General features: G+C 28.7%; 15 protein-coding genes and 1 tRNA gene. 9 read left to right on the plus strand and 7 right to left on the minus strand.

The window, feature by feature from the left end:
* Positions 1-297: 297 nt before the first annotated feature.
* Both purB and KJQ97_RS01505 read right to left on the minus strand, forming a co-directional pair.
* Positions 298-1,590, minus strand: a complete 1,293-nt coding sequence (gene purB, locus KJQ97_RS01500; protein ID WP_214119734.1) for an adenylosuccinate lyase — start codon at positions 1,588-1,590, stop codon at positions 298-300.
* Positions 1,587-3,767: a hypothetical protein gene (locus KJQ97_RS01505; RefSeq protein ID WP_214119735.1), complete on the minus strand. Its 2,181-nt coding sequence runs from the start codon at positions 3,765-3,767 to the stop codon at positions 1,587-1,589. The genes purB and KJQ97_RS01505 overlap by 4 nt, the downstream gene beginning before the upstream one ends.
* A gap of 156 nt (positions 3,768-3,923) precedes the next feature.
* Between KJQ97_RS01505 and groES the strand changes: the two genes are divergently transcribed.
* From groES to traT, 3 genes are all read left to right on the plus strand, one after another.
* A complete protein-coding gene (gene groES, locus KJQ97_RS01510) occupies positions 3,924-4,181 on the plus strand; it encodes a co-chaperone GroES (RefSeq protein WP_214117500.1) in 258 nt (85 codons plus the stop codon).
* Positions 4,182-4,191: 10 nt separating this feature from the next.
* Complete coding sequence (groL, locus tag KJQ97_RS01515; protein WP_214119736.1) at positions 4,192-5,832, plus strand: chaperonin GroEL; 1,641 nt, start codon at positions 4,192-4,194, stop codon at positions 5,830-5,832.
* A 191-nt stretch (positions 5,833-6,023) separates the two neighbouring features.
* Positions 6,024-6,686, plus strand: coding sequence for a complement resistance protein TraT (gene traT, locus KJQ97_RS01520; RefSeq protein ID WP_214119737.1), 663 nt, complete (start codon positions 6,024-6,026; stop codon positions 6,684-6,686).
* A 190-nt stretch (positions 6,687-6,876) separates the two neighbouring features.
* On the opposite strand, the gene KJQ97_RS01525 is transcribed toward traT, so the two are convergent.
* Positions 6,877-8,190, minus strand: coding sequence for a cation:dicarboxylate symporter family transporter (locus tag KJQ97_RS01525; protein WP_214119738.1), 1,314 nt, complete (start codon positions 8,188-8,190; stop codon positions 6,877-6,879).
* A gap of 114 nt (positions 8,191-8,304) precedes the next feature.
* Here KJQ97_RS01525 and KJQ97_RS01530 point away from each other — a divergent pair, with 114 nt between their 5' ends.
* The 4 genes from KJQ97_RS01530 to KJQ97_RS01545 all read left to right on the plus strand — a co-directional run bounded on the left by KJQ97_RS01530 (position 8,305) and on the right by KJQ97_RS01545 (position 11,755).
* Entirely contained in the window at positions 8,305-8,631 is a 327-nt protein-coding gene (locus KJQ97_RS01530) for a rhodanese-like domain-containing protein (protein ID WP_214119739.1), read from the plus strand.
* 267 nt (positions 8,632-8,898) lie between these two features.
* Positions 8,899-10,968 carry a ribonucleoside triphosphate reductase gene (locus KJQ97_RS01535; protein WP_284454203.1) on the plus strand — a complete coding sequence of 690 codons (2,070 nt, stop codon included), beginning with the start codon at positions 8,899-8,901 and terminating at the stop codon, positions 10,966-10,968.
* Complete coding sequence (nrdD, locus tag KJQ97_RS09895; RefSeq protein WP_214117495.1) at positions 10,965-11,096, plus strand: anaerobic ribonucleoside-triphosphate reductase; 132 nt, start codon at positions 10,965-10,967, stop codon at positions 11,094-11,096. The genes KJQ97_RS01535 and nrdD overlap by 4 nt, the downstream gene beginning before the upstream one ends.
* Positions 11,093-11,755: an anaerobic ribonucleoside-triphosphate reductase activating protein gene (locus KJQ97_RS01545; RefSeq protein WP_214119740.1), complete on the plus strand. Its 663-nt coding sequence runs from the start codon at positions 11,093-11,095 to the stop codon at positions 11,753-11,755. The genes nrdD and KJQ97_RS01545 overlap by 4 nt, the downstream gene beginning before the upstream one ends.
* Positions 11,756-11,782: 27 nt before the next feature.
* Here the strand turns inward: KJQ97_RS01545 and bamD are convergent, their stop codons facing one another.
* Positions 11,783-12,445: an outer membrane protein assembly factor BamD gene (bamD, locus tag KJQ97_RS01550; protein ID WP_214117493.1), complete on the minus strand. Its 663-nt coding sequence runs from the start codon at positions 12,443-12,445 to the stop codon at positions 11,783-11,785.
* A gap of 83 nt (positions 12,446-12,528) precedes the next feature.
* Here bamD and fliW point away from each other — a divergent pair, with 83 nt between their 5' ends.
* Positions 12,529-12,939 carry a flagellar assembly protein FliW gene (gene fliW, locus KJQ97_RS01555; RefSeq protein ID WP_214117492.1) on the plus strand — a complete coding sequence of 137 codons (411 nt, stop codon included), beginning with the start codon at positions 12,529-12,531 and terminating at the stop codon, positions 12,937-12,939.
* Complete coding sequence (locus tag KJQ97_RS01560) at positions 12,936-13,673, plus strand: pyrroline-5-carboxylate reductase (RefSeq protein ID WP_214119741.1); 738 nt, start codon at positions 12,936-12,938, stop codon at positions 13,671-13,673. Before fliW ends, KJQ97_RS01560 begins: the two co-directional genes overlap by 4 nt.
* 29 nt (positions 13,674-13,702) lie before the next feature.
* Here KJQ97_RS01560 and KJQ97_RS01565 read toward each other — a convergent pair whose 3' ends face one another.
* The 3 genes from KJQ97_RS01565 to fusA all read right to left on the minus strand — a co-directional run bounded on the left by KJQ97_RS01565 (position 13,703) and on the right by fusA (position 17,402).
* A complete protein-coding gene (locus tag KJQ97_RS01565) occupies positions 13,703-14,236 on the minus strand; it encodes a YagU family protein (RefSeq protein WP_214117490.1) in 534 nt (177 codons plus the stop codon).
* A gap of 955 nt (positions 14,237-15,191) precedes the next feature.
* Positions 15,192-15,268, minus strand: a tRNA-Arg gene (locus KJQ97_RS01570).
* 58 nt (positions 15,269-15,326) lie between these two features.
* Entirely contained in the window at positions 15,327-17,402 is a 2,076-nt protein-coding gene (gene fusA, locus KJQ97_RS01575; RefSeq protein WP_214117489.1) for an elongation factor G, read from the minus strand.
* Between the last annotated feature and the right edge of the window lie 9 nt (positions 17,403-17,411).

Raw genomic sequence — 17,411 nt, forward strand, 5'->3', positions numbered from 1 at the left:
TAATACAAATATATTTTTTATATAATATCATTTAAATGATTAAGCAAAATATATATTTTTTAAATTTTTGTATTTTTTTATGATGATAAAAGTAATGAATATATTTTAAGTGTAAGCATAGTTAAGCTTTTTATTAAATGAAGCAAGTAAGAGATAGGAATGAAAAATAATAATTCACAAATTATATTTAGAAGAATAGATATAAAGAATTATTAAAAGCTATTAAAGAAACAAATAAAGCTAAAAATTAGTTTTAAAATGAGATAAATAATAGGAATTTGAAATTCCTATTATTTTTTACAATCCCAAACGCTCATAAATCTTATCAATATTTTTAAGATGATAATCAACTAAAAAAGCATTTTCAATCTCTTCGTTGCTTAAGATTTCGCAAATTTCTTTGCTATTTTTTAATAATTCTTTAAACTGAAGCTTTTCGCTCCAAGCCTTTTTAGTTAGTCCTTGCACTAAATCATACGCCATCTCACGACTTAAACCCTTTTGAATAAGGGCTAAAAGCACTTGTTGAGAGAAGATTAATCCATAAGATTTATCTAAATTACTTTTCATATTTTCAGGATAAATCATAAGATTTTTTACAATAGAACTAAATCTTTTTAGCATATAATCAAGCAAAATCGTTACATCAGGAAGCATAATTCGCTCTGCACTAGAATGGCTAATATCACGCTCGTGCCATAGATTTATGTTTTCGTAAGCAGTTATTAAATACCCCCTAATCACACGGCTAAGACCACAAATATTCTCACTTCCTATTGGATTTTTCTTATGTGGCATTGCAGAGCTGCCTTTTTGATTTTCACTAAAATATTCAAGCATTTCTACGCATTCAGTTTTTGCAAGGTGTCTTATCTCTGTAGCAAATCGCTCAAGTGCACTTGCAATCAACGCACACACGCTTATATAATTTGCGTGCAAATCTCTAGGCAAAACTTGGGTGCTGATATTTGCTACATTTAATCCAAGCTCTTTACAAATATCAAGCTCTACTTCTAGTGGAACATTTGCATAAGTGCCTACCGCACCACTAATTTTTCCTACTCTAATCTCTTCACTAGCGTTTATAAAACGCTCATAATTTCTTTTGATTTCTTCGTAAAAATAAGCAAACTTTAGCCCAGTAGTAGTAAGCTCTGCATGAACTCCGTGAGTTCTTCCTATTTGTGGAGTATATTTATAAAGATTTGCTTTTTCTTTTAAAATATCTAAAAGATTTTCTAAATTAGCTTTTATTATTTCATTTGCTTTTTTTAGCTGAATTGCTTGTGCAGTATCTACTACATCAGTGCTTGTTAGTCCATAATGAACCCATTTTCTCTCATCGCCTAAATTAAGTGATAATGCTCTTGTAAAGGCTATTACATCGTGTTTGGTTTGCTCTTCTATTTCTTTTATTTTTGCTATATCAAACTTAGCATTTTTATATAGTTTTTCTAAATCTTCATTAGGAATTACACCTATTTTATTAAACGCCTTGCAAGTTGCAAGCTCAACTTCTAGCCAAGCATTAAATTTAGCTTCTTCACTCCAAATACTTGACATTTCAGGGTTTGAATATCTTGCAATCATTTTTTACCTCCAAATAATCCTTTAAGAAGATTTTCAGCAGGTTTTAATGTTTCATTTATTTTTTCACCATTATTTTTGCCTGTTATTTTATCTAATACTTTTACAGCATTTTCTATAGTATTTTTTGCATCAGGAATGAATTTAACATCATCATTTACACCTGAAAATGTTCCTTTAATTTCATTATTATTAAATGCTACAAGAGCAGGTGCATTGATACTTTTTGTAAGAGTATTATATGTTCCATTATTTACTTCAATTTTTGCACTTGTTGCACTAATTTTTGCATTATAATCAATTAGATTTTTATTAATATTTACTAATACATCGCCTTTATCAAAAATAACTTGGGTAATATCAGTATTTAAAATCGTATTAATTAATTTTATAGTTTTGTGATATTTTAAATGTCCTTTTCCAAGATTTGCAACTAATTTTCCATTAGCATTTTTTAAATCATAATCTAAATTCCCATTGATATTTGCCTTATAAATATCAATTAAATCAAAAGATTTTGCAAGATTATCTAAAGCAACATTATTTAAATTAGCGTTAAATTTATCCCCATTTAGCTTAGCAGCTAATGAACCGCCAAAGAATTCTTTTGAGTTTAAAGTAAGATTTAATATCTTATCAAAAGTTAAATTCCCATCAACTTTTACATTTCCGCTCATATTTTTATTAAGTAAAGCATTAAAATTAGCTAGATTTGCACTCGCATCATAATTTGCGTTTGCTACGCCTTTTTTGTAATTACCATTTGCATTAAAACTATCTACTAAATCAGTATTTAATTTAGCGTCAAAACTGATATTATCAGCACCATTTAGCTTAACATCAGCGTTTGCTAATACTTTTGAATTAATCTCTAAATCATATTCTTTTTTGAAATAACTTGGGATTGTTTTTCCGTTTATATTAAGATTTGCCGAGCCTATTAGGTTTTTTAAATCGCTTAATTTTGCGTTTATATTAATATTTGCATCTAACATTTTATCTTGATTTAATAAGCCTAATAAAGCTAGAGATTTTAGACCTTCAATATTAGCTACTAAATCATTTCTACCCATTTTTATATCTGATTTTGCACCTAATAATAAACCATTTACATTCGCATTTTCTAAACCATTTTTATCTAAATTAGCACTAGCTTTAAGATTTATTATTTCATCGCCACTAAGTTTTAAAAGTCCTGCGTTAGCTCTTAAATCAGTATTAATTGCAGTTTTGCTATTAGATAAATCGTGAGTGATTTTTAAATCTTTTGCATTTATATTTTTACCACTAACTATAGAATTTATATTTGCTAGTTTATTTTTAAAATCAATTTGCGAAGTGATTTTTAAATCAGAATTTAAATTAGGATTTATGAAAGCTAATTCAGTAAGGCTTGTAACTAATTGCCCTTGAACTTCTAATTTATTAAGATTTATAGGTTTAAAATCACTTGTAATATTTAAAATATTTGATTTTACATTGATATTTGGAGTAATTTCATTAGCTTTATAAGTATTTTTAGAATCAATTATAACCTTACCAAATCTTGAAATGTCAATTCCAAATTCTTTTGTGATACTTGGTTTTAGCTTAAGTTCTGAATAAATATTAATTAAAGCTTTTGCATCAAGTTTGTCTTTATCAAATTCATCAACATTTGCATTTAGGTTGATAAATCCACTTGCATAATCAACATTTGCGATTTTGCTTAATTTTTCTACATCTAAATTATTAGCATTAAGATTTAGTTTAGTTGGAAAATAATCTTTTATATTTGCATCAAGTGTAAGTGGGCTAGTAAAAATAACACCTTTTCCATCTATGTTAAAATTATTAAAACTACCATTTATATTGCCTTTAATGTTTAAAGGGTCGGTGATTTTTAGGGTTTCTAGGTTTTTTCCATTTAATTCATAATTTATATTAAGATTGCGAGATAATAGTGAAAAATCTCCATTAACTGCTGCTTCAAGCATTCCATTAACTAAAACTTTTAAATTAATAGTTGAAAATCTCAATTCAAATTCTTCAATTTTAACTGCTATATTTGAATTTTCATTGATTTTTTTCTCTGCTATATTTTTTACGAAATTATTTCCAAAACTTGTAAATAACACACAATAAGCCCCTATAACAATTATTAAAATCAAAGCAAGGAGCGAATAAATAACTTTTTTCATAATACAACCTTTCGTTTTCTTCATAAATAAACTTGAGCTATTTTCACTAAAGTTTCTTTAGTTATTTTTTATCATTTAGTGATTTGATTAACTTATTTTAATTATAATTTAGCACTCAAAGAATTAGAGTGATAAACCACAAGAAAGGAAGAAAAAATGAATTTTACTCCACTAAATAAGCGTGTATTAATCAAATGCGCAAATGAAACAAAAACAACAGCTTCAGGAATTATTATACCTGACAATGCTAAAGAAAAACCACAACAAGGCGAAGTTGTAGCAGTTGCTAAAGAAATTAGCGATATTAAAATCGGCGATAAAGTAGTATTTGGTAAATACGCAGGTAGCGAATTAAAAATTGATAATGAAACATATTTAATTTTAAGTTTTGAAGATATTTTAGGAATTTTATAAGGAGATTTAGATGGCAAAAGAAATTTTTTATTCAGACGAAGCTAGAAATAAATTATATGAAGGCGTTAAAAAATTAAGTGACGCTGTAAAAGTTACAATGGGGCCTCGTGGCAGAAATGTATTAATTCAAAAAAGTTTTGGTGCTCCAACTATTACAAAAGATGGTGTTAGCGTTGCAAAAGAAGTTGAATTAAAAGACACTTTAGAAAATATGGGTGCTAGTTTAGTTCGTGAAGTTGCAAGTAAGACAGCTGATCAAGCAGGAGATGGAACTACAACTGCAACCGTTTTAGCTCACGCAATTTTTAAAGAAGGTTTAAGAAATATAACAGCTGGTGCAAATCCAATTGAAGTTAAGCGTGGTATGGATAAAGCTTGCGAAGCAATTATAGCTGAACTAAAAGCTTTAGCAAAACCAGTTGCAGGAAATAGAAAGCAAATCGCACAAGTTGCTACAATTTCAGCAAATAGCGATGAAAAAATCGGACAATTAATTGCAGATGCAATGGAAAAAGTAGGCAAAGATGGCGTTATCACAGTTGAAGAAGCAAAATCAATCAATGATGAATTAAGCGTTGTTGAAGGTATGCAATTTGATAGAGGTTATCTAAGTCCATACTTTATCACAAATGCTGATAAAATGAATTGCGAATTAAGCAATCCATTAATTTTACTTTATGATAAAAAAATCACAAATCTAAAAGACATTTTACCTGTGCTTGAAACTGCACAAAAAAATGGTCGCCCACTTTTAATCGTTGCTGAAGATATTGAAGGCGAAGCATTAGCAACTTTAGTTGTAAATAAATTAAGAGGAATTTTAAATATAGCTGCAGTTAAAGCTCCTGGTTTTGGTGATAGAAGAAAAGCAATGCTTGAAGATATTGCAATCTTAACAGGTGGAACGGTAATTTGCGAAGAAATGGGAAGAACACTTGAAAGTGCAAACGCAGCTGATTTAGGAAGTGCTAGCTCAATCGTAATTGATAAAGATAATACTACAATAGTAAATGGTGCAGGTAGCAAAGACGCAATTAATGCAAGAATTAATCAAATTAAAGCTCAAATTGCTGAAACTACAAGTGATTATGATAGAGAAAAATTACAAGAGCGTTTAGCAAAATTAAGTGGTGGTGTTGCTGTTATTAAAGTTGGTGCTGCAACTGAAACTGAAATGAAAGAGAAAAAAGACAGAGTTGATGACGCACTAAGTGCAACTAAAGCTGCTGTTGAAGAAGGTATAGTAATTGGTGGTGGTGCTGCACTAATTCACGCTACAAATAGAATTAATCTAAATCTTGAAGGCGATGAGTTAATCGGTGCAAATATCGTTCGCCGTGCAATCAAAGCTCCAATTCGCCAAATTGCAGAAAATGCAGGATTTGATGCAGGAGTTATCGTAAATACAATTGAAACTTGCAAAGATGAAAACAAAGGATTTGATGCTGCAAGTGGCGAATATGTAGATATGTATGAAGCAGGAATAATTGACCCTGTTAAAGTTGAGCGTGTAGCATTACAAAATGCTGTAAGCGTTGCTTCAATGCTACTTACAACAGAAGCTACAATAAGCGATATTAAAGAAGATAAACCTGAAATGCCAATGGGTGGCGGTATGGGTGGTATGGGTGGAATGCCTGGTATGATGTAATACCACTTTTAAAAGCTCCAATTTTGGAGCTTTTTATTATTTAAATTCCTAAATTATTTTATTAACTTCATTTCATAAATCTAATTTAATCATATCTTTAAAAAACTATTTATTAAAAGAAATTTTAAGCTTATATTAAGAATCCCCCCCCCCCATATAATAAAAGTTTAATTTATTTTAGAAGAACCTTTATGAAAAAGACAATTTTAAGTATTGTTGGTATTGGTTTTATGTTTGGTGCTTGTGCTAGTAATTCTTTGGAGCTTGATACTAAATTAAATAATAGTATTTTTATTGAACCAGTTGCTAAAAGCAAAAAAAGTATATTTGTATTTGCAAAAAATACTAGTGATTGTAATGTAAATATTGAATTAAAACTGATTGAAGGATTAAAAAATAAAGGCTATACAATATTAAATGAACCTACTAATGCTACTTTTATTGTAAGCACTAATATTGTTGAATGCTCTAAAAAAAGTGAAGAAGAATTAAAGCAAGATGCTTTAAAATCAATTAATCCAGCATTTGCTGCTTTTGCTAATAATAAAAGTTTTGCAAGTTCTATTATAAATAATATTACCGGCGAAGAATATACAATAGAATTAAAAGCTGATGTTAATATTAAGCAAAGAAGTGCAAATAAGGTAATTAATCAAAACAATAATTATGATATAAAAAATTCAAATTCATCTTTAAAATTACAAAACAATTCAAAATCTCAAAATTACGAAAGTGATTTCATTGAAAACTCAACAATAATTAATGCAAAAGCAAAACAAAGAAATATTAAGCTTGAAGAAGTATTACCTATACTTGAGAATGAAATGGCGAAGAAGATATATAATTTATTCTAATTTTTAAGGAATTTAAATCCTTTTTAAATTCCTTAATTCAGGTAAAACCTTATTTTTCTTGGTTTTCATTATTTTTTTTAATAAAAATTGTTGCTATGCAAACTAGCACAGCAAATAAAGAAAAAGCTTGTTCTAACACTTGCATTTGATATCCTTTCATATTGCAGGATATCAAAAGCAAAAAGTATTCCTAATCTTGTATTTTAAAATCATTAGGGTGGTCTAGTGCGTAGCGGAATTTTTCCATATCTATTTGTTTATTCCATATAGCAACTATTAAGCAAGCAACAGAGTTACCGCATAAGTTTCCACACGCTCTCATCTCACTCATAAACTTATCAACTCCTAATAAAACGGTGATTGTTGCAACAGGGATTAAATTATCTCCTAATGAGCTAAGAGTTCCTGCTAAAACGATAAAGCCGCTTCCTGTTACTCCAACAGCACCTTTACTAGTAACCATTAATATAAGTAAAATTGTAATTTCTTGCCATAAGCTAATATCTATATTAAATGCTTGTGCTAAAAATATTACACTCATAGCTAGATAAATATTTGTGCAATCTAAGTTAAAGCTATATCCAGTAGGTAAAACTAAACCAACACAGCTTTTATCAATTCCTGCTTTTTCTAATTTTTTCATAAGTGGTAATAATGCACTTTCACTTGAGCTTGTTGTAAATACGATTAATAATTCTTTAGCTATAAATCTAATGAATTTAAATATATTTACTTTAGCTACATAACAAATTATTCCTAAAACTCCAAATATAAATACACAACAAGCAGCAAGCATAACAAATAATAAATATCCCATATTTACAAGTGAGCTTAAGCCAAATTTTGATATTAGATAAGCCATAGCACCAAATGTAGCAAGTGGGCTAAAATACATAATTAAAGTAAGAATTTTAAATACAAATGATTGGAACACTTCTAAGGCTTTTTTGATATATTCTCTATCTTGTTCTTTTAAAGTTATTACAATAAATGCTGTAAATAATGCTATAAATAAAACTTGCAATGTTTTTCCATCTGTAAATGGGCTTACTAAATCTTGTGGAATTGCTCCTTTTAAAACTCCCCAAAAACTACTTTCACTACCTTGAGAAGCTTTTACATATTTATCAACACTTGATGCATCTAAAGCATTGATATCAAGATTCATACCAACTCCAGGTTGCATAATTCTTGCCATAAATATACCTACGATTAGAGCAAGTGTGCTTACTACTTCAAAGTAAATTACAGCCTTAACACCAATTCCGCCGATTTTTTTAATATCTCCTAGTCCAACTATTCCTAGAATAATCATTACAAAAATGATAGGTCCAATTAAAAGCTTTAATGCTTTAATAAACATATCAATAAACACTTTAGACCAAATAGCTAGATTTTCTATTCCAAGTGCTTCTATTTTAATAGGAGGCATGGCTCCAACAACAATTCCTAGGATTAATCCTACAATAACCCAAAAAATAAGGCTTTTAAAATACCTGCTCATTTTTTTTCCTTTTTTAGATAATATTCACTCATAATAACCAAAAAAATATTTTTTTGATAATTTTTAATGATAAATTAGATAAAAAATGTTACGAATTTACACAAAGGATAAAATATGAATATAAATATCAATGCAAAAGATATAGATTTTGACAAACATTTAATAGTAGATATTAGAACTCAAGAAGAAATAGATGAATTTAGTTTAGAAGATACTTTACTTTATCCTATAGATTTTAATACAGCTGATGAAGAAATTATCAAAAAAGACTTTGATGAGCTTATTAAAAATAATTCTAAAACATTAGTAATTATGTGTAGAAGCGGAGCAAGAAGTGCGTTTTTATGTGAGTTTTTAAATCAAAAAGAAAAAATCGCTCTTAATTTATCAGGTGGTATTATTGCAATGTGTCAAAATTACCCAGATAAAGTAAAAAATTAATTAAAATCATTACAATATGTAACATATTTGACTATTTATAATAATTATTATTAAAATAGTCAAATAATTAAAATTTTTAAAAAATTCTTATTTTAAATTCTCTTTATCAAAATCAAACAAAGTCCGATACTATAAATGTTTTAAATATTTTAAAATTATTATTAATTACTTTAAAGTTTCAGTTTGATTTTGGCTTAACTTAGTAGCAACTTTTCTTTAACTTTTAAAAATAAAATGAAAATATTCATTATAAAAAGGACAATCAAAATGATACTTAAAAGAAATGGATTAAAAGAAGTTTTTAAACCTTATAAGATAGAAAATGCTATCAAAAAAGCTTATGCAAGTTGCAATAAAGAAGCTTCAAATTCTTTAATATCTTTAGTTATTAAAGAGTGTGAGAATAAAGACTTAGTAAGCGTTGAAGAAATACAAGATAAAATTGAAAAAACACTATTTAATGAAAAAGAATTTGAAGTATTGAAAAGCTTTATGCTTTATAGACACACTAGAAAACTTCGTCGTGAAAAAGACCTAGAATATGGCACTTATATTAACTGCTCAAATACAATAAGCGAATATATAAACAAAAGCGATTGGAGAATTAATGCTAATTCAAACACAGGCTATTCTCACGCAGGACTTATAAATAATACTGCAGGAAAAGTTATTGCAAATTATTGGCTAGATAATGTCTATAGTGATGAAATGGGCTTAGCACATAGGAATGCTGATTTTCATATACACGATTTAGATTGTCTTAGTGGATATTGTGCGGGTTGGAGTTTAAGAGTATTATTAAATGAAGGATTTAATGGGGTAAGAAGTAGGGTTGAAAGCAAAGCTCCTAGGCATTTTAAAGAAGCTTTAGGGCAAATGGCTAATTTTTTGGGTATTTTACAAAGCGAATGGGCTGGGGCACAAGCATTTTCAAGCTTTGATACTTATCTTGCTCCTTATGTTTTTAAAGATAAATTGAGTGATTTAGAGATTAAAAAGGCTTTAATAAGTTTTGTTTATAACCTAAATGTTCCTGCTCGTTGGGGACAAAGTCCATTTACTAATATTACTTTAGACATAGTTTGTCCACAAGATTTAAAAAATCAATTTCCAACCACTAATGATATTCATTTTTTTAAGGGCATAAAAGATGATGAATTAGAGCAAAAGGCAAAAATGCGTGGCAAAAACTCACTAGAAGAGCTAACTTATGGTGATTTTGAAGAAGAAATGCAAAGAATTGTTAGGATATTTTATGAAGTTTTAAGCGAAGGCGATAAAAACCATCAGCCCTTTACCTTTCCAATACCTACTATAAATCTTACTGAAGAATTTGATTGGAATAGCGAAGTAGCCGATGCGATTTTTGAAAATACAGCAAAAATGGGCTCATCATATTTTCAAAATTTCTTAGGTTCACAATATAAATTAGATGAGTTTGGCAATAAAGTAGAAGATGAAAATGCTTATAAACCAAATGCGGTTCGCTCTATGTGTTGTAGGCTTCAGCTTGATTTAAGAGAATTGTTAAAGCGTGGCGGTGGGCTTTTTGGAAGTGCTGAAATGACAGGAAGTATTGGTGTAGTTACTATTAATCTAGCTCGTTTGGGATATTTATATAAAGCAGATGAAAAGGGTCTTTATAAACGCTTAGATGAGTTATTAGTTTTAGCCCGTGATAGTCTTGAATTAAAAAGGGCTTTCATTCAAAAAATGTATGATAGGGGGCTTTATCCTTATACTAAAAGGTATTTGCCAAGTTTTAATAATCATTTTTCAACTATAGGGATAAATGGGGCTAATGAAATGCTTAGGAATTTTAGCAATGATGCTTATGATATAAGTTCAGAAATAGGAAAAGATTTTTGCATTAAATTAGTAAATTATATTAGAGAAAAAATTAAGCAATTTCAAGAAGAAACAGGTAATTTATATAATCTTGAAGCCACTCCAGCAGAAGGGACGACTTATCGTTTTGCTAAAGAAGATAAAAAAAGATTTAAAGATATTATCCAAGCAGGAAATGGTGATGAGATTTATTATACAAATAGCACACAACTACCTGTAAATTACACTGATGATCCATTTTTTGCACTCAATATGCAAGATGATTTGCAGTGTGCTTATACGGGTGGAACCGTTCTTCATCTTTATATGAAAGAAAGATTAGAAAACAAAGAAATTTGTAAAAGATTGGTTAAAAAAATAGCGAATAATTATCGTTTGCCATATTTTACGATAACGCCTGTTTTTAGCGTATGTCCAATACATGGATATATTGCAGGAGAGCATGAGTATTGCCCTAAATGTGATGAATTATTAAAGGAGAAAGAATGAAAAATAATGAAAAAAGAACAAAATGTATGGTTTATACTAGAGTAATGGGTTATCACAGACCCGTAGAAAGCTTTAATCTAGGCAAAAAAGGCGAACATAAAGAAAGGAAAATGTTTGTTATCAAATGATTTATGATATTACCCCTTTTAGTGTGATTGATTATCCTAATTATATCTCTTGCATAGTGTGGATTGCAGGTTGTAATTTAAGGTGTAAATATTGCTATAACGAGCATATTATCAATGGTTTTTCTAATGTAAGTAAGAATCAATTAAAAAGCTTTTTAGAAAGTAGAGTAGGTTTGGTTGATGGGGTTGTTTTTAGTGGTGGAGAATGCACTAATTCTTCTAATTTATTAGATTATATAAAATTAGCAAAAAGCTTAGGCTATTTAATCAAAATTGATAGTAATGGTTCAAATCCTAATGTAATTAAAAATATTTTAGAAAATGATTTAGCAAATTATTTTGCTATTGACTTTAAAGCCCCTAAAGAGAAACTAAAAGCTCTTACGGGGCTTGATTATTTTGATGAGTTTGATAAGACTTTAGATATTTTGCTAGATTTTAAAGCAGAATTTGAAATAAGAACTACTTGGCATTTTGACTTACTTAGCGTTGATGAAGTGCTTAAGATGAATGAGTATTTAAGAAAAAAGGGTTATAAAAATAAATATTATTTGCAAAAATTCCTAGAAGTGCCAAATATTGCTAATCTAAAGCAAAGCATTAAAACGATTGATTTTAATAGACTTAATGATGATTTTGTGTTAAGGAATTTTAATTAAATAAAATTTAGGAATTAAATTCCTAAATCAAAGTGCGTAGCTGCTTTCAAATAATCTTCTATACCAAGGAAGTCTTGGCTTTATATATTTAATATCGTTTAAATCACTATCTTTAATCTTTTTATCATAGATTTCTTCGCTTATATCATGTCCCATTCTTCTATATAAATTCCTAATATCAGTATCTAGCATAATTTGAGTAAGATTTAATTTAGTCTTAATGCTATTTACTAAAGGCGTATATTTTGAATTTTTATAAGTAGATAAGAAAATATCAGCATCTTTAATTGAGTCTAAAAGCAAATATTGATTTCTATTAGGCAATGAAAAAGCATAAAAATTATTTCTAATTTTAAGATAATTTAGCCATTCGTAATTTTGGCTATTACCATATAACTTTATATATTCATCTATGTAATAATTTGCTAACAAATACTCGTGCTCATTTGCGTGTGCTTGTGATAAAATTAGCATAGCACTTGCTAAAAGTGGGCTATTTATATGCTCGCTATACAAAGATATATAATCACTATCTGCTTTTTCTAAATCATTCTTTTTTACACTTTCAATGATTTTTTCTAACCAAGCACTATCGCTTAAATTATAATCATCAAACATATCTTTTTTATTGCTAGCACAAGCGCTAAAAAATATCGTTAAAATTAGTAAAAAAATATTAAGTTTTTTCATTTATTTTCCTTTAAAAAGGCGATTATAAGTTCTAATGTTAAATATTTATTATATACTTAGGATATTTTTTTAAAGGAGAAATAATGATATTTGAAGTTAAGTTTCCTATATTAGGTTTTGAAGATACTACAAAAGTAGAGTTAGAAAAAATGTATGATTGTTTCGCGAGATTAAAGAGTGTTGATGGTAGAGGTTTTACATTTACTATGCTAAATCCTTATGCTATTTGTAAAGAATACGAATTTGATATGCCACTTTCTTACAAAGCTTTACTTGAAGTTACAGCTAGTTCAAATATTGAAATTTATAATATTTTGATTTTAAATAAAAGTGTTGAAGAATCTACTATAAATATGTTAGCTCCGGTGATTTTAAACCACGATAATAACACTATGGCACAAATTATTTTAGACCCAACTCAATATCCATTCTATCATCCAACAGAAAAGATTAAAAATTTCTTACAACAAAATATGAATGAACTAAAGCAATGAATGAAAATATTTATATCCTTGGCAATGGCAAAATGGCGAAAGCTATTGCTAAAGGATTAGAAAATTCAAATTTTAATGTGGTTTTTGTAGTAAGAAATAAATTAAATGTAGGTGTTAAAAATTGTATTTCTTATGAAGAATTTGATATTACTAATAAGATTTGTATTTTATGCTTTAAGCCATATAATTTAGATGAAGTTAGTAAAAAATTTTTAGGTAAAACTGCAAAAATTATCATTAGTCCTTTAGCAGGAATTAGTATTGATAGTTTAAAAGTAATTGCATCTGAATATTATTTAAAAATTATGCCAAATATTGCTGCTGAATACAATAAATCTTGCACTACTTATGTAGGAGATAAAACTCATAAATATTTTGATTTAGCTTTAAATATTATTAAAGGTTTTGGGGTAGCAATAGAATGTGAGAATGAAAATGAGCTTAATTTAGCTATGGCTATTAATGGTTGTGCCCCTGCGTTTTTAGCATTAGTTGCTGAAGCTTTAGCTAATGGTGGAGTTAGTATAGGGCTTAAAAACGATAAATCTTATGAGTTGGTAAAATCATTATTTGCTAGTTTTGAGAGTTTAATTGCTAATAATCATCCAGCATTAATTAAAGAAGGCGTATGCTCTCCAGCTGGAGTTAGTATAAAAGGTGTTAATGTTTTAGAAGATGAAGCTGTTAGAAGTGCTTTTATAAAAGCTATACAAGCTAGTGCAAATAAAAATTAATTTACACACCTATAAAAGGTGTGTAAAGCTTATTCAATATCAGGTGATTTTGTAATTCTATTTCTTATATCTCTTCTTACTATTTCCATTCCCCATAGCCATACAATATGTCCAAATATTTCTGATAAATGTTCATCAAATGGAATTTGTGATAAAGGTGGAACTTGTGCTATTAAAGGCATTACAATTACATGCGCGAATAAATATACGAAGAATCCAAATACAGCACCTTGCCACATTTTAATACGAGGCCAAATTTCTGCAATCATACAATACATAACACCAAATACGATTGAAAATCCAACATGAACAATGAAAATTGATAAAGGCATATCCATACCTGAAAACATATAAGTAAAATCGGTAGGCATACCAATTTGTTCTAAAAATATTTTAGGTGGAGTGGTTCTTTCTAATGCATCAAGAGGCCAAACAAAATTAGGATTTCTTGGTGGAAATGGCACTTCCCAGCCCCATTTCACAATAGCACCGAATATTCCAGCTAGAATTCCAATCCAAAAAGATAAAGCCAAACGCCTATCGCTAGGTTTTGTAAAAGTCATAAAATCTCCTTAAAAATAAATTAAAACTGAATTATACTAACTAATATTAATAATTAAATAAAATATATTATCTTTTAATAATATTTATTAATTAATTACCTAAATTATTAATTTTATTTAAATAAATTAATATAGTTTTTCATACTATTAATTTAAAAAAATATATATTTTTTATATATTATTTTATAAAATTTTAAAAGTATTATTTTAAATTATTTATAAATAATATATAGATAATTATTTTAAGTATATGTTATAAATTAGAAAAGTATAGAGATAGTATTTATAAAATAATGATAAGGTTTGTAGTATTTAATTTATAATATATATTTTTATTGGTAATAAAAGCTTTTTTATTTCAAGTGTTACAACTGCTCTTATATTTATTTAAACTTATGGTATAAAGCTTTAATTTATATGCTAATAATTACAATATTATTTTCTCTATCTTGGTTACATTTAATAATCATAGTCTTATTCGTGGATATTTAAGATTGTTGTTAATTGCAAGTTTAGTTAATTGGAAATAATATATTTAAACATTTTAGAATTAAAATACATAAATTATACTGCATTGGCATTTGCAATTTTAGTATACAAATCAATATATTAAGCTTAAAATTAGTGCTTAAAAATACGATTTAATATATAAGAATTAATATTTTAAAATATTAAGAGTATTTTTTAATAGTAATTAATAAAGAGAATGCAAAATCACTTATACATTTAGTTAAATTATTAGATTGGTTATATCTCACATAAATATAGTAGAAACGCTTTATTTGTGCCTTTTAGGTTTTATGCTTTATCACTCGCTATTTATTTATGATTGTTTCTTAGTAATTTTTTAAATATTTTAAGTCTTATTATATGTTTTTATAAGTAAAGATAAAAATATATAATAATTATAAAAAATACTTTAGAAGCTTAAATATATTTTCAAATAAATATTAAGTGGTGTCCCCAACAGGATTTGAACCTGTGGCCTTAGAATTAGGAATTCTACGCTCTATCCAGCTGAGCTATGAGGACTAAAAGATTTGATTATTATTTTTTGAAGAACTAGGGATTAAAATCCCTAGTTTAGATATTACATATTTCTTTTTTTGATGATTTCTTCAGAAACATTTCTTGGAACTTCACTATAGTGGTCAAATTCCATTGAATATGTAGCACGACCTTGTGTTTGGCTTCTTAAGTCAGTTGAATATCCAAACATTTCAGCAAGTGGGCAGAATGCTGCGATGATTTTATTTCCACCACGCTCATCCATACTATTTACTTGACCACGGCGTTTATTTAAATCTCCAATTACATCACCCATATAATCTTCAGGTGTTTCAACTTCAACTTTCATAATAGGTTCAAGTATTACAGCACCAGCTTTTCTAGCACCTTCTTTAAAGCCCATTGAAGCAGCTAATTTAAATGCCATTTCGCTTGAGTCAACTTCGTGATAACTTCCATCAAATAGTGTAACTTTTACGTCTTCTACAGGATATCCAGCTAAAACACCATTTTGTAATGCTTCTTGAATACCTTTATCAACTGCAGGAATATATTCTTTTGGAACAACCCCACCTTTAATATCATTAACGAATTCGTATCCTTTACCTGGCTCAAGTGGCTCAAGGCGTAAGAATACATGTCCATATTGACCACGACCACCAGATTGTTTTGCATATTTGTATTCTTGCTCAACACTTTGGCGGATTGTTTCACGATAAGCAACTTGTGGCTTACCTACTTCAGCATCAACTTTAAATTCTCTAAGCATTCTATCTACGATGATTTCAAGGTGTAATTCACCCATACCTGAAATAATAGTTTGTCCGCTTTCTTCATCAGTTGAAACTCTAAAGCTTGGGTCTTCTTGTGCAAGTTTATTAAGTGCGATACCCATTTTTTCTTGGTCAGCTTTAGTTTTTGGCTCAACTGCAACACTAATAACAGGATCAGGGAAATCCATTTTTTCTAAAATTACTTTATCTTTTTCACTTGCTAAAGTATCACCTGTTAGTGTATCTTTTAGACCTACGATAGCACCAATTTCTCCAGCATAAAGTTCTTTAATTTCCTCACGCTTGTTTGAGTGCATTTTTAATAAACGACCAATTCTTTCTTTTTTATCTTTTGTTGCATTGTAAGCATAACTACCACTTTCAAGTTTTCCACGATAAACACGAACGAAAGTAAGTTGTCCAACGAATGGGTCAGTCATAATTTTGAATGCTAATCCTGCAAATTCGCCATCATCAGTTGATTTAACACTTGTTTCTGTGCCGTCTTCATATTGACCACGAATATCTGCAACTTCATCAGGAGCTGGTAAATATTTTACAACAGCATCTAGTAGTGGTTGAACACCTTTGTTTTTGAATGCAGTTCCGCAGCACATAGGAATAATTGATAAGTCAAGGCAACCTTTTTTGATACCTTTGTAGATTTCATCGTTTGTTAATTCTTCTCCACCTAGGTATTTATCCATTAGTTCTTCACTAGTTTCAGCAACTGCTTCTACTAATTTTGTTCTATATTCTTCAGCTTTTTCTTTTAAGTCAGCTGGAATTTCAATTTCTGTATAATCTGTTGGTTTTTTATCATCATCCCAAACATAAGCAACCATTTTTACTAAATCAACTACACCACGGAATGTGTCTTCAGCACCAATTGGAATTTGAATTGGAACTGGATTAGCTTTTAAACGATTTTTAATTTGTGCTTCAACATTATAAAAATTTGCTCCAACTCTATCCATTTTATTTACGAATACTATTCTTGGAACATGATATTTATTTGCTTGTCTCCATACGGTTTCACTTTGTGGTTGAACTCCACCAACAGAGCAAAATACTGATACAGCACCATCTAAAACCCTCATTGAACGCTCAACTTCAATAGTAAAGTCAACGTGGCCTGGGGTGTCAATTAGGTTGATTTGGTGGTCTTTCCAAAAGCAAGTTGTAGCAGCTGAAGTAATTGTAATACCACGCTCTTTTTCTTGCTCCATCCAGTCCATTGTAGCTGTACCTTCGTGAGTTTCACCAATTTTATGACTCATACCAGTAAAGAATAAAATTCTTTCTGATGTTGTAGTTTTACCTGCGTCAATGTGCGCAGCAATACCAATATTTCTAACACGAGATAAAGGAGTTTGTCTTGCCATTTTAACTCC

It is taken from the genome of Campylobacter sp. 2018MI01 (genome assembly GCF_018501205.1).
GTDB lineage: Bacteria > Campylobacterota > Campylobacteria > Campylobacterales > Campylobacteraceae > Campylobacter_E.